Origin of the sequence: Shinella sp. G-2 (assembly GCF_050172695.1) — a bacterium.
Classification (GTDB): Bacteria; Pseudomonadota; Alphaproteobacteria; order Rhizobiales; family Rhizobiaceae; genus Shinella.
In genome coordinates, this window is sequence record NZ_JBBEYH010000008.1 from 81,315 (window position 1) to 99,580 (window position 18,266).

Genomic DNA, 18,266 nt, shown 5'->3' on the forward strand with positions numbered 1-18,266 from the left:
GCTGGCTCAGTGCCGCTCGTGCACGTCCGCATGCACCGCGTGGTGCGAGAGCAGCAGCACGACAATGAACAGAACCGGCAGCAGCGCGAAGATGATCGCAAAGCCGACATGCTCGGCGATGAAGCCGATGACCGACGGTGCGAAGAGCGAGCCGGAATAGCCCATGACCGTCGCGACCGATAGCGCCACGCCCTGCGCGAAGCCGGGCAGGTTGCCCGCGGCGGAAAAGGCGATCGGCACCATGTTGGAAATGCCGACGCCGCAGAGGGCAAAGCCCACCATGGCGACATAGGCATTGGGCGCGGTGCCCGCGATGACCATGCCGACGATGGCGATAACGGTGCAGGTGCGCAGCGTCTTCACGGCGCCGAAACGGTCGCGCACATGGTCGCCGGCAAAGCGCATGACGGCCATGGTCAACGAGAAGGTGCCGAAGGCGAAGCCCGAAAGCGCGAGCGAGGCGCCGAGTTCGTTGCGCATGTAGAGCGCGCCCCAGTCGAGGATCGCGCCTTCCGGCACCATGCAGAACAGCGCCATCAGGCCGATCAGCCAGGGCAGCGGCGTCATCGGCAGGCGCACCTTCTGGCGCTCCTCGCTCGGATGCGGCGCATCGTGCAGGATGCGCGGCCAGATGAAGACGAGCAGCACCGCCGCTGCAACGGTGAGCAGCACGGCATGGCCCATCACCCCGAGCGCCGACATGAGGAAACCGCCGGTCGTCGCCCCGATGAAGGCGCCGAGGCTCCAGAAGGCATGGCAGGACGACATGATTGCCCGGCGCATCGACTTTTCCACCTCCACGGCATTGCCGTTCATGGCGACGTCCATCGCTCCCATCAGCCCGCCGAAGAAGAAGATGGCGATGACGCCGAACGGAATGTTGGGCGCAAGCGAAAGCAGCACCATGGTGCTGAGGAACAGGATCGTCGCACCCTTCACCGTGCGCGTCGTGCCGAAATGGGCGATCAGGATGCCGGCGATGGGCATCAGGATCAGCGAGCCGACGCCGAAGCACATGATCATCAGCCCGAGCTCGCCCTCCGAAAGGCCGAGGCGGCTGGCGAATTCCGGGATTTTCGGCGCCCAGGCGCCGGCAAAGGTGCCGTTCAGCAGGAAGAGGCCGGAAACCGCCAGGCGCGTTGCGGGAAAATAGGTCTTGGCGAAGGATTTGCCGGGAAGGGCGTTTTCGGGCGTCGTCATGGGAGATCCGTTCGGGAAGCGCCGGCGCGGCCGGCTCGCAAGGTTTCGAGACCGGCCGCCGCCAGGGCGGCGGCCTCCGTCTCATCGGCATCCGCCTCGATGACGGCGCGCGCCACGCGGGAAAGCGGCACGACCGAATAGGGGGCGGCGGTGGAAAGCTTGTCGTTGGTCACGGCAACGAGGACCGTCTTGCTGCGCGAGGCGAGGAAGCGCTTGAACTCGGCATCCTCGAACGTATAGGCCGTCACCCCCGCCTCCGTATCGATGCCGCAAACGCCCAGCATGAGAATATCCGGGCGAAATGCCTCGGCATCGCGCATCGCTTTTGCGCCGATCGCGCCGCCGACGCGGGGATCGATCAGCCCGCCGAGCTGGATCGTCGCGATGTCGCGCTCGAGGAGCGCCGCCGCGATGGCCGGCGCATTGGTGGCGACCGTGAGATCGGCGCCGGTTGGCAGGGCGCGGGCAAGCGCCAGATTGGTGCTGCCGGCATCGAGAAAGACCGTCGAGCCCGCCGGAAGGAGATCGGCCGCCGCCTTCGCCAGCATCGCCTTGCGCTCGCCGGCAATGCCCATGCGCTCGTTCATCGTCGTCGGCGACGACGATGGCGCAAGCCGCAGCGCCCCGCCATAGACACGCCGGCAAAGCCCCGATGCCGCCATTTCACGCAGGTCCCGACGGATGGTGTCTTCCGAGACGCCAAGCTCCTGCGCCAGCTCCGCCGCAATCACCCGCCCCGAAAGGTCGAGCCGCGTGCGGATCAACGCCTGCCGTTCACCGAGAAGAAGATCCTGTATCGACATTGCCAGACCAAATCATGCACGATTGCGCGACAATGCGCACAAACGGGCACGAACGTCAACGAACGGAGGATCACGTTTGATTGCGAGGAAACATCGGGGCGAAAGGGTCTTCCCACCGCGAGGTCGTGGCCCACCCCGTGCAGGCCGGAAAAAACAAAAACCCCGCCGTTTCCGGCGGGGTTTTCGCAATCAGCCATCCGGCTGCCGGCATTACTCGCGGTTGCCGAGGAAGCGCAGCAGGAACAGGAAGAGGTTGATGAAGTCGAGGTAGAGCGTCAGCGCGCCCATGATGGCCTTGCGACCGGCGACGGCGGCGTCATCGGCGTCGAAGTACATTTCCTTGATCTTCTGTGTGTCCCAGGCCGTCAGGCCGGCGAAGACCAGGACACCGATCGCCGAGATGGCGAAGTCGAGCGCCGAGGACTGCAGGAACAGGTTGACGAGCGAGGCGATGATCAGACCGAAAAGGCCCATGATCAGGAACGAGCCCATCGCGGAAAGGTCACGCTTCGTCGTGTAGCCGAACAGCGACAGGGCGCCGAAGGCGGCAGCCGAGACGAAGAAGGTCTGCACGATGCTGGCGCCCGTATAGACAAGGAAGATCGACGACAGGGACAGCCCCATCAGGCCGGCATAGACCCAGAAGGTCGCCTGCGCGGCGCCGACGCTCATCGTGTGAATGCGGAAGCTCAGGAAGAAGACCAGCGCGAGCGGGGCGAGCATGACCACCCACTTCAGCGGGCTCGCATAGATCGCGTAGCCGAAGCTCGTCAGCTGGCCACCGGAAATGGCGGCCTGCGAGGCGAAATACGCCACGATGCCCGTGATCGCGAGACCCAGCGCCATCAGGTTGTAGACCCGAAGCATATAGGTGCGCAGGCCCTCGTCGATGACAGCGCCGGTCTGGGCGCCGGCATTCGCCGTTCGGGTCTGGTAGTTGCGGAGATCAGCCATGGTATCCTCTTGGTTCAAGCCCCCTGTGGTGACGGTGTCGGTCTCCCGATTATTCGCCTCTATTTTTGAAGCGCTTTCGGGGTCCAGGCAACCGCTGCGGGGCTCCAGCTTGCCTGCGGTCAATATGTGCATGAATTGTGTTCCGCACAAGACCCGCGACGCCGGCGGCATCGCGGGTCACGGCAATGTCAGAGTTCGCGCAGCACCGGCGCGGCCTTCTGCCCCAGAATGCGCCAGGTGCCGGCAAGGCCCATGCCCACCGTGAGGACGAGCGCCGTCGCTACGGTCATGACCGCGACGTCGGGCAGGAAGCTCGACGGCAGCGTCATGATGCGGCTCACCACGAACCAGGCGGCCACCCCGCCGGCAAAGAGCGCGAAGACGGCGGTCGCAAGGCCGAGCATCAGATATTCGTAGCTGAAGGCGCGGATCAGCGTCGCACGCGTTGCACCGAGCGTCTTGAGCACGACGGCATCGTGCACGCGCGCCCGGTTGCCGGCGGCAAGCGCCCCGGCGAGCACCAGCACGGAGGCTATGAGGGCCACCGCCGCCGCCGCGCGGATCGCCGTCGCGAGTTGGCCGACGAGCTCGTTCACCACGTCGAGCGCATCCTTGACGCGCACGCTGGTGACGGTCGGATAGGCATTGGTGATCGCCTTCAGGGCGGCCGCTTCCTGCTGCGCCGTCGCGGATGGGTCGATGACGGTGGCAAGCCAGGCATGCGGCGCGCCGGCGAAGGTGTTGGGCGAGAAGACCATGACGAAATTGATCGACAGCGATTCCCACTCGACGGTGCGGAAATTGGCGATACGCGCCGTGATGTTGCGGCCGAGCACGTTGACCGTCACGGTATCGCCGATCTTCAGGCCCAGCTCGCGTGCCTCCTCCGCCGAGAAGGAGACGAGCGGTTCGCCGGCATAGTCCTCCGGCCACCATGCGCCCTCCGCCAGCGCCGAATTTTCCGGTACGCGCTTGGCATAGGTGATGCCGCGGTCGCCGCGCAGCACCCATTGTCCCTCGGGCGGCACCGTCACCTTCGCCACGTCCACGCCGTTGAGTTCCATCACGCGGCCGCGCAGCATCGGCACTTCGATGATCTTGCCCTCTGGCAGGTTCGCCTTCAGCACGTCGCGGAAACCATCGACCTCGCTGCTCTGGATATCGACGAAGAAGAAGTTCGGCGCGCGCTCCGGCAGGTTGCCGGTGAGTTCACGGCGCAAATTCCCGTCGATCAGCGTCAGGGTGACGAGAAGCGCAAGGCCGAGGCCGAGCGACAGCACCACGGAAGAGGTGAGCGCCCCCGGCCGGTGGATATTGCCGATGGCAAGCCGCAGCGCGGGAGAATTGACCCTGGGGCTGCGGCGGGCGAGCGCGGTGATCAGCTGCGCCACGACGCGCAGCACGACGAAGGCGAAGGCAATCGCCCCGAGGAAGGTGAGCGCGATGCGCCGGTCATAGGCCATGACGATCGCAAGCCCGGCAAGCGCCGCGAGGAAGAGGGCCGCGCCCAGCACATAAGGCCAGCCCGGCAGGCCGCTGGCATTGAAGCCCTGCTCGCGGAAGAGCGCCGTCGCCGGCACTTCGCGGCCATGGCCGAGCGGCAGGATGGCGAAGGCGAGCGCCGTCAGCAGGCCGAAGACGGCGGCGAGCAGCAGCGCCGAAGGATAAAGCTGCGCGTCGGTCGGCACCGGCAGCACGCCGCCCAGGAACTGCATCGCCACCATCGGCATCAGCGCGCCGGCAACGAGGCCGATGGCGATGCCGATCGCCGCGATCAGCGCGATCTGCGTGAGGTAGATGAGCGCCACCAGCGAGGCCGGCGCGCCGAGGCATTTGAACGTGGCGATGACCGAACGCTTGGAATCGAGATAGGCGCGCACGGCATTCGCCACGCCGACGCCGCCGACGATCAGCGCCGTCAGGCCGACAAGCGTCAGGAACTGCGAGAAGCGGGTAATGTTGGCGGTCAGCGCCGGCGCGGCGCTGTCGGAGGTGCGGATCGACCAGCCGGCCGTCGGGAAGGCCTTGCCCGCCTCCTCCCGAAGCGTGGCAAGCGGCCTGGCGTCCTCGCCGATGCGGATGCGATAGGCGTTTTCGACGAGGCTGCCGGTCTGCACGAGACCGCTTGCCTGCAGGGCGTCCTGCGACAGCATCAGTCGCGGCGCGAATCCGAAGCCTTCCGACACCGCATCCGGTTCACGAACCAGCGTCGCGGTGATCTTGAGCTTCGCCGTTCCGAGCAGGATTTCGTCGCCCACGGCGACGCCGAGCCTGTCGAGCAGCAGCGGCGCGACGATTGCACCATAGGCCTCGCCCGTCTTGGCCAGAAGCGTGCCGGTCGGCAGTTTCGGCTCGGTCTCGACCGCGCCGTAAAGCGGATAGGCGCCGTCAACGCCCTTGGTTTCGACCAGTGTCTGGTCGGAGCCGTCGGGCAGGCGCACCATGGAGCGCAGGCCCGTCGAGAGGGAGACGTCGCCGAGACCCTGGAGATACTTCAATTCGTCCGGTGTCGCGACGCGGTTGCGCAGCTCGAAGCGCATGTCGCCGGCAAGCAGGGTCTGGCCCTGCGAGGCGATGGCCTGCGTGATGGCGCTCGAGACCGAATTGACGCCGGCAATCGCCGCCGTGCCGAGCGCGATGCAGGCGAGGAAGATGTAGAAGCCCCGGAGGCCACCGCGCATCTCGCGCAGCGCCAGGCGAAAGGCCAGCGGAAACTGCCGGAGGACGGTTCCGCCCCTCATGCCGGCACCGCTTCGGCCTGAAGCCGGACAGGCGCCGCGCCCGAGACGATCTCGCCGGAGCGCATGGCGATCTGCCGGCCGCAGCGGGCGGCAAGGGCGGGATCGTGCGTCACCAGCACCAGCGTCATGCCGCGCTCGGCCTGCTTGGAGAACAGGAGATCGGCGATCTGCCGACCAGTCTCGGTGTCGAGATTGCCGGTCGGCTCGTCCGCGATCAGCAGTTTCGGCGCGGGCGCCAGGGCGCGGGCAATCGCCACGCGCTGCTGCTCGCCGCCGGAGAGCTGGCCGGGATAATGCGACAGCCGCTCGCCGAGCCCGACGGCCACGAGCTCGCGCCGGGCGATCTCGAAGGCATCGCGCACATTGGCAAGCTCCAGCGGCACCGCGACGTTCTCGAGCGCCGTCATGTTGGGAATGAGATGGAAGGACTGGAAGACGATGCCGATGTTGCGGCCGCGGAAATCGGCCACCCGGTCCTCGTTCATGCCATGCAGACCCGCGCCGTCGATATGGATCTCGCCCCTGTCCAGCCGCTCGAGCCCCGCCAGCACCATCAGCAGCGTCGACTTGCCCGACCCCGACGGGCCGACGATGCCGACCGATTCCCCTGCATCGATGACAAGGTCGATCCCCTTCAGCACATGAACGGAAGCGGCCGCCTGGCCGAGGGTGAGATCGGCTTTTTTGAGATCGATGATGGTTTTGGCCAAGGAATTCTGCCCTATATGTATGGGAAAGACTGGAATGCCAGCAATCTAGGAATAGCTCTATGTCGTTTAAAGCGGCGCTCGGATTTTTCGCCTCACTTGCAATCACAGCTTTGTTATCCGCCGGCTTCGCCAGGGCCGAGCCCGTGAAACTGGTGGGTTTCGGCGACAGCCTCATGGCCGGCTACCAGTTGCCCGCCGCCGACGCCTTTCCCGTGAAGCTGGAAAAGGCCTTGCGCGACAAGGGCCACGACGTCGAGATCGCCAATGCCGGCGTTTCCGGCGACACGAGTTCAGGCGGCCTTGCCCGCCTCGACTGGTCGATTCCGGAGGGAACCGACGGTGTGATTCTCGAACTCGGCGCCAATGACGCTCTGCGCGGCATTGCCCCGGAGGAGACCGAAAAGAACCTCGACGCCATGCTGACGCGCCTCAGGGAGCGCGGCATCGCGGTGCTGCTCGCCGGCATGATGGCACCGCCCAACATGGGCGCGGACTATGCCGAGCGCTTCAACGGCATCTACAAGCGCCTCGCGGACAAACATGGCGTGCCGCTCTATCCCTTCTTCCTCGACGGCGTGGTGACGCATGCGAACCTGCAGATCGAGGACGGCATGCATCCCAATCCCGAGGGCGTGGACGTCATGGTCCGGTCGTTCCTTCCCGCGGCGGAAGCCTTCCTCGCGTCCATAAAGGCGGGGGAGTAGTTTTCGCGGGTGCGAAATAAGGGTTGCCTAAAAATCCGTTGCGTGATTCGCTGACGGTACATTCCAGTAGGGAGAAGTCGCCATGCCGAGACTTTTCGTTGCCCTCGAAGTGCCGCGGAATGCGGCAATGAGCCTCTCGCTTCTGAGGGGCGGCCTTCCCGGAGCCCGCTGGATCGATGTCGAGAATTTCCACATCACCCTGCGCTTCATCGGCGATATCGACGGGCGCACCGCCGACGAGGTGGTCGACAGGCTCGACCGCATCGAGCGGCCGGAATTCCAGCTCTCCCTCTCCGGCATGGGCTCCTTCGGCTCGAAGAAACCCCATTCCGTCTATGCCAGCGTGACGCCCGCCCCGGAAATGTATGCCCTCCAGGGCGAAATCGAGCGGATCTGCCAGCGCCTCGGCCTGCCGGCCGATCCGCGCAAGTTCACCCCCCATGTCACGCTCGCCCGCCTGCGCAACGCCCGCCCTGAGGACGTCGCCCATTATCTCACCGGTCGCGGCAATTTCTACACCGCCCCCTTCACCGTGAATCGCTTCGTGCTGATGTCCTCGAAGGAATCGGTCGGCGGCGGCCCCTATCTCACGGAAGAGGTCTTCCCGCTCTACGAGGCCGGCGGCGGCTGGGATGGCGCGGATCTGCACGATCATCCGGCGTGACGGTTCCCGCCGGCGCGCATCGCCGCTTACCATTTGATCCGATTCAATATTTCGTGGCTCCCGATCTGGGAGCCGCCTACCCCTTGCGGTGAACAAACCCGGAATCGCGCCGAGTCAGCGATTCGTCTCCGTTTCGTTCGCACCCTGTTCCAGGGCGCCGGCAAAAAGCCCCCAAAACCGCCGCATTTCGCCTTGCCTCTTGCCATTCCCCGCCCCGATGGGCATCTGTGAGCCGACGTTTGAAACCTGCCGGGACGTGACTTGTCGCAAGCACCCATGATCTTGAGCGGCCGCGGGGTCACCGCGGTGCTCGGCCCGACCAACACGGGCAAGACCCACTACGCAATCGAGCGCATGGTGGCCCATGAGACAGGCATTATCGGCCTGCCTCTGCGGCTGCTCGCGCGCGAGGTCTATACGCGGCTCGTCGAGAAGGTCGGCCAGCACAATGTCGCCCTCGTCACCGGCGAGGAGAAGATCACGCCGCATATGGCGCGCTTTTCGGTCTGCACCGTGGAGGCGATGCCGCGCGAGACACGCGCCGCCTTCGTCGCCATCGACGAGGTGCAGCTGGCCGGCGACCTCGAGCGCGGCCACATCTTCACCGACCGGGTGCTGCACCTGCGTGGCCGCGACGAGACGCTGCTGCTCGGCGCGGCCACCATGAAGCCGATCCTCGAGCAGCTCCTGCCCGGCATCCATGTCATCGAGCGGCCGCGCCTCTCCCAGCTCTTCTATGCCGGCTCCAAGAAGATCACCCGTCTGCCGCAGCGCACCGCCATCGTCGCCTTCTCGGCCGACGAGGTCTATGCCATCGCCGAGCTGATCCGCCGCCAGCGCGGCGGGGCTGCCGTCGTCCTCGGCGCGCTCAGCCCGCGCACCCGCAATGCCCAGGTCGCGCTCTACCAGGAAGGCGACGTCGAATATCTCGTCGCCACCGATGCCATCGGCATGGGCCTCAATCTCGACGTCGACCATGTCGCCTTCGCGCAGGACCGCAAGTTCGACGGCTACCAGTTCCGCAACCTCAACCCCGCCGAACTCGCGCAGATCGCCGGCCGCGCCGGCCGGCACCTGCGCGACGGCACCTTCGGCGTGACCGGCCGGGTCGATCCCTTCGACGACGAGCTGGTGAAGCGCATCGAGACGCATCACTTCGATCCCATCAAGGTGCTGCAATGGCGCACGACGCGCTTCGACTATGCCTCGCTGCAGGCGCTCCGCCAGTCGCTCGACGCCCCGCCGCCGATCAACGGCCTGACGCGGGCGCTGCCGGCCGTCGACCAGCAGGCGCTGGAACATCTTTCGCGCTACCCCGATGTCCGCGACCTCGCCACCACGCCCGAGCGTGTCGAAAAGCTCTGGGAGGCCTGCGCGCTGCCGGACTATCGCCGCATCACGCCCGCCCAGCACGCCGACCTCATCTCGACGCTCTATGCGGACCTCGTAAAACGCGGCACGGTTAACGAAGACTTCATGGCGGACCAGGTGCGCCGGGCCGATCGCACCGATGGCGAAATCGACACGCTTTCGGCGCGAATCGCGCAGATAAGGACCTGGACCTATGTGTCGAATCGGCCCGGATGGCTTGCCGATCCGACACACTGGCAGGAAAAGACGCGGGAAATCGAAGACCGATTGTCCGATGCGCTACATGAACGGTTGACGAAACGCTTTGTTGATCGCAGGACATCTGTGCTCATGAAGCGCCTGAGAGAGAATGCGATGCTGGAAGCTGAAATCAGTGTGAATGGCGATGTCTTCGTAGAAGGACATCACGTAGGGCAGTTGGCCGGGTTCCGGTTCACGCTCGCCTCCGGAACGGAAGGTCCCGACGCGAAGGCCGTGCAGGCCGCCGCGCAGAAGGCGCTTGCGCTGGAGTTCGAGGCCCGGGCCGCACGCCTGCACGCCGCCGGCAATGCCGATCTCGCGCTCGGCTCCGACGGCACGGTGCGCTGGCTCGGCGATCCCGTCGCCCGTCTTGCCGCGTCCGACCATATCATGCGCCCGCGCGTCATCCTGCTCTCCGACGAGCAGCTGACCGGCAACGCGCGCGACCATGTCGCCGCCCGCATCGAACGTTTCGTCAATCACCATATCGCGACCGTGCTGAAGCCGCTCGACGATCTTTCCCGCGCGGAAGACCTGCAGGGCCTTGCCAAGGGCCTCGCCTTCCAGCTCGTGGAAAATCTCGGCGTGCTCTTCCGCCGCGACGTCGCCGACGACGTGAAGTCGCTCGACCAGGACGCCCGCGCCTCCATGCGCAAGCACGGCATCCGCTTCGGCGCCTACCACATCTTCATGCCCGCGCTGCTGAAGCCGGCCCCGGCCGAGCTGATCACGCTGCTCTGGGCGCTGAAGAATGACGGCCTCGACAAGCCCGGTTATGGCGACCTCATTCCCGTGCTCGCCGCCGGTCGCACCTCCGTCGTCACAGATCCGAGCTATGAGCGCGCCTTCTACAAGCTCGCCGGCTTCCGTTTCCTCGGCAAGCGCGCCGTGCGCATCGACATTCTGGAGCGCCTCGCCGATCTCATCCGCCCGCTGCTGCAGTGGAAGCCCGGCACGCCGCGCCCAGACGGCGCCTATGACGGCCGCCGCTTCATGGCGACGACCGCTATGCTCTCCATCCTCGGCGCGACGCCGGATGACATGGAAGAAATCCTGAAGGGTCTCGGTTACCGCGCCGACAGCGTGAAGGCCGAGGAGGCAGCCGCCTTCCTCGCCGCACAGGCGCCGTCTGCGGCCGCAGCCGAAACCCCGGTGGAAGCCGCAGCAGAAACCTCTGACGAGCACGATGCCGACGCATCGGACGACAGCGAGGCGCCGGCGGCAAGCACCGAGGCGCCGGCCGCCGAGGTCGCGGAAGCCCCGGCAGCAGCGGAAGCCGCCGCCGAAGGCGATCCGGCCGAAGCCAAGCCGGTCCTGCTCTGGCGTCCGGGTTCGCGTCACGACAACCAGCGCCAGGGCGGTCATCGCCAGGGTGGCGAGCGTCAGGGTGATCGTCAGGGCCAGGGCGAACGCCGTAGCGGCGATCGTCGCGGCCAGCCCTCGGGCGAGCGCGGTGAACGGAACGAACGCGGCGAGCGCCGCGACGGTGGCGGCCGAGGCCGCCCGGATCAGGCCAAGGGCCGCGACGGAAAGCCGCAGGGCGGCAACCGCCCGGACCGCGGCGAGCGCAACGAGCGCGGCGGCAAGCCGCAGCAGGCGAAGTTCGAGGCCCGGCCGCCCCGCAAGGAAAAGCCGATCGACCCGGATTCACCCTTCGCCAAGCTCGCAGCGCTCAAGGAGCAGCTGAAGAAGTAAGTCCATGGCACGCGACGAGGGACAGCCGGCAGGTCAGGCGCGACAGCGCATCGACAAATGGCTGTTCTTCGCGCGGCTGCGCAAGTCCCGTTCGCTGGCGGCCAAGTCGGTGGAAGCGGGCGATGTCAGCATCAACGGCGCAAGTGTCCGCCAGCCCTCGCACATGGTGCGGCCCGGCGATGTGATCGTGCTGTCGCTCGACCGGCACGACATGGTCGTGAAAGTGCTTCAACCCGGCGAACGCCGCGGTCCCTATGAGGAAGCGCGCCTTCTCTACAGCGACATGACGCCGCCTCCGCCGCCCCGCGAGGAGCGCACTCTTTTTGCGCAGGCGACGCGCGAACGGGGCACCGGGCGGCCGACCAAGCGGGAACGGCGGGAAACGGACCGACTCACCGGTTTTCCCGGCGAGGACGAGGATTAGAATTCTATACCTCGCCCGCGCCCGACGGCGCATGTATTACGCTTGCAAAGCGCCCGCAAAGCCTTTACCTCAGCCACCGGACAGCCTCGCGTGCGCGGTCCTTTTCCTCTCCGGCAAGCTGATCGCGTGACAGGTTCTGCGGTGCTGGATGGCCCCGCTGCCGCCCGCCTTGTGACTATTCTGGAGTGACGCATGACCTATGTCGTGACCGACAACTGCATCCGCTGCAAGTACACGGACTGCGTGGAGGTATGCCCCGTCGACTGTTTCTACGAGGGCGAGAATTTCCTGGTCATCCACCCCGACGAATGCATCGACTGCGGCGTCTGCGAGCCGGAATGTCCCGCCGAGGCGATCAAGCCGGATACCGAGCCGGGCCTCGACAAGTGGCTGAAGGTCAACGCGGAATTCGCCTCGATCTGGCCGAATATCACGGTCAAGCGCGACGCCATGCCGGAAGCCAAGGAAATGGACGGCGTGGACGGCAAGTACGAGCAGTTCTTCTCGCCGAACCCCGGCCAGGGCGACTGAGCCTCCCGCCGGCCGCAAGCGAACACTGGGGAAAAAAGCCTGACGCCGCCGAAAGGCGATGGGACAGGCTTGATGACCCATGCGAAGCAAATTATTGATTTCGGCACTTTTTTGTGATAGGGTCACGATACTGATCCAAATCGCGGCATTTTGCGTGCCCGAACACCACCACGAAAGCAAACGATCCCTCAACGTCGCTCACCTCCCATAGGCAACTCCGGTTGCTCAAATGTGAACGCGTCGCAGGGACCTTTTTGCGCATGGCGGACGGACCAGAGTGGTGACACCCCCAAGGTGCCCCCCGTCTTTCCCGGGTCCCCGGACCCACCCGGCCCCCGCCGGGAGCGTAACAGGGAGTATTTGAACAGAATGACGACCCAGCAGAAGAAATCTTCCACGCGCCAGGGCTTCAAGACCGGCGAGTCGATCGTCTATCCCGCTCACGGCGTCGGCCAGATCGTCGCCATCGAGGAGCAGGAAGTCGCCGGCATGAAGCTCGAGCTTTTTGTCATCGATTTTGAAAAGGACAAGATGCGTCTCAAGGTGCCGGTTGCCAAGGCCGTTTCGATCGGCATGCGCAAACTGTCGGAGACCGATTTCGTCGAACGCGCGCTGAAGGTTGTCCAGGGCAAGGCCCGCGTGAAGCGTACCATGTGGTCGCGCCGCGCGCAGGAATACGATGCCAAGATCAATTCCGGCGACCTGATCTCGATCGCCGAAGTGGTCCGCGACCTCTACCGCGCCGAGAACCAGCCGGAACAGTCCTATTCCGAGCGTCAGCTCTATGAAGCTGCCCTCGACCGCATGGCACGCGAAATCGCCGCCGTGAACAAGATGTCGGAAACCGAAGCTGTCCGTCTCGTCGAAACCAACCTTGCCAAGGGTCCCAAGCGCGGCAAGGCCATCGAAGAGGACGACTCCCAGGACGAAGCGGCCTGATTTAGGGCACATCGTCGAAATTTAAAGCCCGGCTGGCAACAGCCGGGTTTTTTTATTGGAACTTTTTTGCGCTGCAACCGTTTGAGGTGCGAGGACGACCGGCTTCGGGCGGCGCGGGGTTTTGGCTCGAAAGCCGCTTTCGAGCAATCCATCGGCTCATCTGAAACGTCACCGTCCATGAGGGCGCAAGGCATCCCGGTCTTGCGCCGGTTCGGTTCACATGGAGAGACCTGCCATGGCTACGACGACCGCAGACCGACGCATGATCAAGCTGGCAATGTCAGCCCCCTATCTCCAGCGCGACGAGGAACAGGCCCTCGCCCAGGCCTGGAAGGACAACAAGGATCAGGAAGCCCGCAATCGCATCGCCATGGCCCACATGCGCCTTGTCGTGTCCATGGCCGGCAAGTTCCGCAATTTCGGCCTGCCGCTCGGCGACCTCGTGCAGGAAGGCTATATCGGCCTGCTGGAGGCCGCCGCCCGCTTCGAGCCGGAACGGCAGGTGCGCTTCTCGACTTATGCCAGCTGGTGGATCCGCGCCTCGATCCAGGACTATGTGTTGCGCAACTGGTCGATCGTGCGCGGCGGCACGAGTTCGGCCCAGAAGGCGCTGTTCTTCAATCTGCGCCGGTTGCGGGCCCGCCTTGCCCGGGGCGACGCCTATCTCACCAGCGAGGCCATGCACCAGGAGATCGCCGCCGCGCTTGGCGTGTCGACGGCCGATGTACGCACCATGGACGCCCGCCTTTCCGCCTCCGACGTCTCGCTCCAGGCGCCGATCTCCTCGGGGGAAGGCGACGGCGCCAACCGCCTCGATTTTCTTCCCAGCGACGAGCCGTTGCCCGACGAGCAGGCCGAAGGCAGCATCGACGGCGAACGCCGCCACAACTGGCTCCACGCCGCCCTCGGCCAGCTCAACGAGCGCGAAATGAAGATCATCCGCGCCCGCCGCCTCGCCGAAAACGGTGCAACGCTGGAAGAGCTCGGCGCCGTTCTCGGCATCTCCAAGGAGCGGGTGCGACAGATCGAGAACCGGGCGCTGGAAAAGCTGAAGGCCGTTCTGCTCAGCAAGACGACCGATTTCGCCTACGCGTAAGACCCTCCAATCTCTCGCTGCAAAAAGCAAACCACCGCGCGGCCGTGCGGTGGTTTGATTCATTCAGGTTGATGAGACCGTCTCTTGCAAGCTTAGAAGCGAGTGTACCCGGATTGAGTCCGGCGTGATGCCAAGAGGGGAAACGGCAACCGCCATAAGGGCAACCCGTAACCGTGTCGCCTCACTCGCTGATGATCTTGAACTTCTCGCCCGCCCGCACCGTGCTCGTCGCCGACATGGCATTGATGAGGCGGAAGAGATCGAGCTTCCTGTCCGTGCCCATCATGCGACCGGCGAGCGAGGCGACGGTATCGCCCGGCCGCGCGGTGATGACCCGCACGCGCAGCGGCTTCAATGACGCGACTTCTTCCGACGTCAGCTTGCGGAACGAGGCCTTGAGGATCGCGGCGGTCGGTTCGAGCGCCTTCGAGCCGGCCGGAACGGCCGTCAGGAAGCGGTAGATCTGGTTGTCGATGCGAACGACCGTGACGTCGAATTCCCAACGATCGGCCGCCGCCTTGGCGGTGGCGCCCTGCAGGCCGTTGATCGAGACGGGCTGGATCGTCTCGGGCTTCAGGCCCGTCACCCAGCCGCTGGAAATGTAGTTCACCAGATCCTGGCCGCGGCTGTCGGCAACGCCGTCGAAACGGATCGCGACATCGCCGGGGCCGGTCGCCAGAACCGCGTCGGCCTTGTTGTCGATCTGGAAGCCGGCCGGAACGTCGAAGCGGATACCGAGCTTGCCGTGCAGGAAGGTCTGCCCGCGCACATAGCCTTCTTCCGGCGCATCGCCATAGAGCAGGCCATCGATGCCGGCGAGATAGTAGTCGCGGCCACGGTCGCCGATCGTTCCTTCCGCGCCGAAGGCGCGCGCGTGCAGGCGCGCCAGTTCCACGCGCTGCGGCGCGTTCGGATGGCTCGACAGGAAGTCGAGGCTCTGGTCGGCGTCGGGATCGACAGCGGAAAAGCGCGCATAGGCCGCCATGGAATCGAGGAAGCGCGCGGCGGCATAGGGATCATAGCCCGCCTCGCCCAGCATGCGCACGCCGATGACGTCGGCCTGGAGTTCCTGGTTGCGCGAGAAGGCGGCGAGCCGCAGCTTTCCGCGCGCAAGCGCCTGCTTGCCGGCGATGTTGCTGGACAGGACCTCGGCCACCACGCGGCTGGCGATGACCTCCGCCTCTTCCTTCTTCTGCCGTTCGATGCCGTGGTTGGCGGTGACGTGCGCCATTTCATGCGACAGAACGGCGGCCACTTCCGATGCATCGTTGGCAAGCGCCAGCAGGCCCCGCGTGACATAGAGATAGCCGCCCGGCAGCGCGAAGGCGTTGATGGCGGGCGAATTGAGGATGGTAATACGGTAGGACTGGTTCGGGTTCTCGGAAACCGCGGTCAGTGCGCCGGTTATGCGCGCAACGAGACGCTCGGTCTTGGCGTCCTTGTACTCGCCGCCATAGCTCGCCACGATGCGCGGATGCTCGCGGGCGCCCATCTGGGCGCGCGGGTCGTTCTTCTGCACCTCGTCGACGATCTGCGGGTTCGAGGACGGCGAGATCGTCGGCTCGTAGGTCTGCTCGATGATCGACTGGCAGCCGGCAAGCAGCGTGCCGGCAAGCATCAAGGCCACGGCAGGCCTTGCGACCCCGCGTCCGGATACCATTGCAGCTGCCTGCGTCGCTTTCGCCATGTCTCTTGCCCATGCCCCTGAACCGGGTCTTCGAACGGATGAGATAGACGCGCCATACCCGGCGGGCAACTCCCGATTCGACAAACGGTTCTCATGTGGCTCCGGTGACACAGGGGGGCGACCAAATTGTGGCGCGGCGACCGGCTCGAACATGGGGTTTCTCCCGCTAAAGCGCGGAATGACCGAGGAATTTTGCAACGGCAGGTGGATCCCGGCGCGAGAGGAAGTCGCGGGCGGGCGCGTCGACGACGATGGCGCCCGCCTCGAGGAAGATCACCCGTTCGGCAAGCCGGCGGATATCCTCCGGCTGGTGCGTGATGAAGAGCATGGTGCTTTTCGTCTCAGTGCGAAGCTCCAGAAGAAGTCCGGCCATTTCCGCGCGCATGGCCGGATCGAGCGCGGCGAAGGGCTCGTCCAGGAGCAGGATCGGCCGCCGGCGCACCAGCGCGCGGGCAAGCGCCACCCGCTGCCGCTCGCCGCCGGAGAGCGAGCCCGGCAGGCGCCGCTCGTAGCCGCCGAGACCGACACGCGCCAGGGCGGCAAACACCCGTTGCCGCGCGGCGGAATCGAGCTTCAGGCCCGGATCGATACCGAGCCCGACATTGTCGGCGATGGAAAGATGGGCAAAGAGATTGTTGTCCTGAAAGACGATGGAGACGGGCCGTTCCGCCGGGTCCCGCCCGGCCACGTCCTCACCCAAGAGCGTGACACTGCCGCTTGCCGGCTTTTCAAAGCCCGCGATGACATTGAAGAGGGTCGACTTGCCCGCGCCCGAGGGGCCGGCGACGGCAACCGCCGCTCCGGCCGGAATGGTGCAGTCGAAGGCAAGCTGCTTTTCCGCAAAGCGCACGGTGACGTCGGCAAGGCGAATGGCGGTATCAGGCATCGGGGCCGGGTCTTTCGGTTGTGCGCTCCGGCGCGGTCGAGGGCAGCGTGAGCAGAAGGCATAACACGCCGAGGATCAGCGCGATGCCCGCCGCATCCGCCGTGCGATAGCTCGCCATGCGGGAGAAGAGCAGCCAGGGCAGGGTGACGAAACCATCCGCGCCGAAAATGGCGACGGCGCCGAGATCGCCGAGCGACAGGGCCATGGCGAAGGCGAAGGCGGTGAGGAAGGGTTTCTTCAGTGCCGGCCAGTCGATCCGCAGGAAGCGCCGGATGCCGGTGATGCCGAGACTGAGCGCAAGGCGCGCAGTGCGCGAAAGGTGCGTGCGATAGGCAGGCTCCAGCACGCGCACGACGAAGGGCAGCGCCATCAGGGCGTTGAGCACGGTGACGACCGCGGGCGCAAAGCGCCCCGTCTCGCCGAAGGCCCGCAGAGCCAGGAACCAGCCGGTCGCCACGACGACCGGCGGCACGAGCAGGATCAGCGACCCGACGGCCGGCAGCGCCCGGCCCATCAGCCGGGTTGCGGCGCCGGCATCGCCAGCCTCCGCCAGCCGCGGCACCAGCACCACCGGCAGCGCGATGGCAAGGCTGAGGCTCGCCGAGGCGAGCGAGATGAGAAGGCTGGTGAGAAAGGCCCGGTGCAGCAGCGGATCGGTAGCGAGCTTGCCGAAATCGGCGGCAAGGCCGGACAGGAGCGTCGCAACGAGCGGCGCGGCCGTGAAGAAGGTGAAGACGAGGATGATCAAACCGTCGGCGAGACGGCGCCGGCGACCGTCGAAGCGGCGAATGGCGCGGCCGGCGGTCATGCCCTCCTCCGGCGGCCGATCGAACAGCGATATGACCCAGAGAAGGCTTGCCGTCACCGCGATCTGCAGGAAGGCGAGCAGCACTGCCCGCTCTGGATCGAAATCGAAGCGCAGCGCCTGGTAGATGGCGACCTCGATGGTCGTCGCCGCCGGTCCACCGCCCAGCGTCAGCACGATGGTGAAACTCGTCGCGCAGAGCATGAAGACGAGGCCGGCAATGCCCGGCAGGACACGGCGGATGACCGGCCATTCGATCAGGCGGAAGACCGCGCCGCTGCCCATGCCGAGATTGGCGGAGGAGAGCCAGTATTCCGGTGGAGTGCGGTCGAGCGCGGCCAGCAGGAAGCGGGCGGCGAGCGGCAGGTTGAAGAAGACATGGGCGATGAGAATGCCCGTCAGCCCATAGACGCTGACCGGGTTCTGCAATCCGGCAAGGCGCAGCAGGTCGTTGACGAAGCCCTGCCGCCCCCAGATCTCGATCACGCCGAGCGCCGCCACCAGCGCCGGCAGGCCGAGGGGAACGACGGAAAGCCGGATGATCCAGACACGGCCGGGAAAGGCGCGCTGCCGCGCCAGCGCGCGGGCAACGGGAATGGCGAGGGAAAGGGACAGCAGCGTCGAAAGCACCGCCTGTAGAAGCGTGAACTGCGCGACGCGCCCGATATAGGCGTCGAAGAGCGGGGCGGCGCTGCCGCCCGCATGGCCAAGCAGGAGAGCCGTCGCCGCGCCGACAAAGAGAAGAACGCCGCCGAGGGCAACGCCCCCGGCGACGCGCAATCCCGTCCGCTCGGCACGAGCGAAGATCATCGCGGC

Annotated in this window: 15 protein-coding genes; 7 read left to right on the plus strand and 8 right to left on the minus strand. The window is 65.9% G+C overall.

Annotated features, from left to right (window positions below):
• Positions 1-6: 6 nt before the first annotated feature.
• The 5 genes from V8U06_RS15205 to V8U06_RS15225 form a co-directional block, all read right to left on the minus strand.
• On the minus strand, positions 7-1,200 hold the full coding sequence (locus tag V8U06_RS15205) for an MFS transporter (protein WP_427141367.1): 1,194 nt from the start codon (positions 1,198-1,200) through the stop codon (positions 7-9).
• Positions 1,197-1,997, minus strand: a complete 801-nt coding sequence (locus V8U06_RS15210) for a DeoR/GlpR family DNA-binding transcription regulator (RefSeq protein WP_427141454.1) — start codon at positions 1,995-1,997, stop codon at positions 1,197-1,199. The genes V8U06_RS15205 and V8U06_RS15210 overlap by 4 nt, the downstream gene beginning before the upstream one ends.
• Positions 1,998-2,213: 216 nt before the next feature.
• Positions 2,214-2,957 (minus strand): Bax inhibitor-1/YccA family protein, encoded by a 744-nt coding sequence (locus V8U06_RS15215; RefSeq protein ID WP_427141368.1) that lies wholly within the window; start codon positions 2,955-2,957, stop codon positions 2,214-2,216.
• Positions 2,958-3,145: 188 nt separating this feature from the next.
• Positions 3,146-5,698, minus strand: a complete 2,553-nt coding sequence (locus V8U06_RS15220; RefSeq protein WP_427141369.1) for an ABC transporter permease — start codon at positions 5,696-5,698, stop codon at positions 3,146-3,148.
• Complete coding sequence (locus tag V8U06_RS15225) at positions 5,695-6,408, minus strand: ABC transporter ATP-binding protein (RefSeq protein WP_427141370.1); 714 nt, start codon at positions 6,406-6,408, stop codon at positions 5,695-5,697. The genes V8U06_RS15220 and V8U06_RS15225 overlap by 4 nt, the downstream gene beginning before the upstream one ends.
• Before the next feature lie 59 nt (positions 6,409-6,467).
• Here V8U06_RS15225 and V8U06_RS15230 point away from each other — a divergent pair, with 59 nt between their 5' ends.
• The 7 genes from V8U06_RS15230 to V8U06_RS15260 all read left to right on the plus strand — a co-directional run bounded on the left by V8U06_RS15230 (position 6,468) and on the right by V8U06_RS15260 (position 14,072).
• Positions 6,468-7,112: an arylesterase gene (locus tag V8U06_RS15230; protein ID WP_427141371.1), complete on the plus strand. Its 645-nt coding sequence runs from the start codon at positions 6,468-6,470 to the stop codon at positions 7,110-7,112.
• 82 nt (positions 7,113-7,194) lie between these two features.
• The gene (gene thpR, locus V8U06_RS15235; RefSeq protein ID WP_427141372.1) at positions 7,195-7,776 is read left to right on the plus strand and encodes an RNA 2',3'-cyclic phosphodiesterase; all 582 of its coding nucleotides are present in this window, start codon (positions 7,195-7,197) and stop codon (positions 7,774-7,776) included.
• Positions 7,777-8,052: 276 nt separating this feature from the next.
• Complete coding sequence (locus V8U06_RS15240) at positions 8,053-11,082, plus strand: helicase-related protein (RefSeq protein ID WP_427141373.1); 3,030 nt, start codon at positions 8,053-8,055, stop codon at positions 11,080-11,082.
• Positions 11,083-11,086: 4 nt separating this feature from the next.
• On the plus strand, positions 11,087-11,506 hold the full coding sequence (locus V8U06_RS15245; protein ID WP_427141374.1) for an RNA-binding S4 domain-containing protein: 420 nt from the start codon (positions 11,087-11,089) through the stop codon (positions 11,504-11,506).
• 192 nt (positions 11,507-11,698) lie between these two features.
• On the plus strand, positions 11,699-12,037 hold the full coding sequence (gene fdxA / locus V8U06_RS15250) for a ferredoxin FdxA (RefSeq protein ID WP_427141375.1): 339 nt from the start codon (positions 11,699-11,701) through the stop codon (positions 12,035-12,037).
• A 369-nt stretch (positions 12,038-12,406) separates the two neighbouring features.
• Positions 12,407-12,976 (plus strand): CarD family transcriptional regulator, encoded by a 570-nt coding sequence (locus tag V8U06_RS15255; RefSeq protein WP_226921750.1) that lies wholly within the window; start codon positions 12,407-12,409, stop codon positions 12,974-12,976.
• A 235-nt stretch (positions 12,977-13,211) separates the two neighbouring features.
• On the plus strand, positions 13,212-14,072 hold the full coding sequence (locus V8U06_RS15260) for an RNA polymerase factor sigma-32 (RefSeq protein WP_427141376.1): 861 nt from the start codon (positions 13,212-13,214) through the stop codon (positions 14,070-14,072).
• 181 nt (positions 14,073-14,253) lie between these two features.
• Here V8U06_RS15260 and V8U06_RS15265 read toward each other — a convergent pair whose 3' ends face one another.
• From V8U06_RS15265 to thiP, 3 genes are all read right to left on the minus strand, one after another.
• Positions 14,254-15,732, minus strand: coding sequence for a M48 family metalloprotease (locus tag V8U06_RS15265; RefSeq protein ID WP_226921748.1), 1,479 nt, complete (start codon positions 15,730-15,732; stop codon positions 14,254-14,256).
• A gap of 193 nt (positions 15,733-15,925) precedes the next feature.
• On the minus strand, positions 15,926-16,645 hold the full coding sequence (gene thiQ / locus V8U06_RS15270) for a thiamine ABC transporter ATP-binding protein (RefSeq protein WP_427141377.1): 720 nt from the start codon (positions 16,643-16,645) through the stop codon (positions 15,926-15,928).
• Positions 16,638-18,260: a thiamine/thiamine pyrophosphate ABC transporter permease gene (thiP, locus tag V8U06_RS15275; protein WP_427141378.1), complete on the minus strand. Its 1,623-nt coding sequence runs from the start codon at positions 18,258-18,260 to the stop codon at positions 16,638-16,640. Before thiP ends, thiQ begins: the two co-directional genes overlap by 8 nt.
• Between the last annotated feature and the right edge of the window lie 6 nt (positions 18,261-18,266).

What these genes read in the sequence shown, in the direction of transcription:
- thiP (WP_427141378.1), bottom strand. Translation starts at nt 18,260, where the DNA reads ATGATCTTCGCTCGTGCCGAGCGGACGGGATTGCGCGTCGCCGGGGGC.
- fdxA (WP_427141375.1), top strand. Translation starts at nt 11,699, where the DNA reads ATGACCTATGTCGTGACCGACAACTGCATCCGCTGCAAGTACACGGAC.
- V8U06_RS15245 (WP_427141374.1), top strand. Translation starts at nt 11,087, where the DNA reads ATGGCACGCGACGAGGGACAGCCGGCAGGTCAGGCGCGACAGCGCATC.
- V8U06_RS15265 (WP_226921748.1), bottom strand. Translation starts at nt 15,732, where the DNA reads ATGGTATCCGGACGCGGGGTCGCAAGGCCTGCCGTGGCCTTGATGCTT.
- V8U06_RS15255 (WP_226921750.1), top strand. Translation starts at nt 12,407, where the DNA reads ATGACGACCCAGCAGAAGAAATCTTCCACGCGCCAGGGCTTCAAGACC.
- thiQ (WP_427141377.1), bottom strand. Translation starts at nt 16,645, where the DNA reads ATGCCTGATACCGCCATTCGCCTTGCCGACGTCACCGTGCGCTTTGCG.
- V8U06_RS15240 (WP_427141373.1), top strand. Translation starts at nt 8,053, where the DNA reads ATGATCTTGAGCGGCCGCGGGGTCACCGCGGTGCTCGGCCCGACCAAC.
- V8U06_RS15205 (WP_427141367.1), bottom strand. Translation starts at nt 1,200, where the DNA reads ATGACGACGCCCGAAAACGCCCTTCCCGGCAAATCCTTCGCCAAGACC.
- V8U06_RS15215 (WP_427141368.1), bottom strand. Translation starts at nt 2,957, where the DNA reads ATGGCTGATCTCCGCAACTACCAGACCCGAACGGCGAATGCCGGCGCC.
- V8U06_RS15260 (WP_427141376.1), top strand. Translation starts at nt 13,212, where the DNA reads ATGGCTACGACGACCGCAGACCGACGCATGATCAAGCTGGCAATGTCA.
- thpR (WP_427141372.1), top strand. Translation starts at nt 7,195, where the DNA reads ATGCCGAGACTTTTCGTTGCCCTCGAAGTGCCGCGGAATGCGGCAATG.
- V8U06_RS15220 (WP_427141369.1), bottom strand. Translation starts at nt 5,698, where the DNA reads ATGAGGGGCGGAACCGTCCTCCGGCAGTTTCCGCTGGCCTTTCGCCTG.
- V8U06_RS15230 (WP_427141371.1), top strand. Translation starts at nt 6,468, where the DNA reads ATGTCGTTTAAAGCGGCGCTCGGATTTTTCGCCTCACTTGCAATCACA.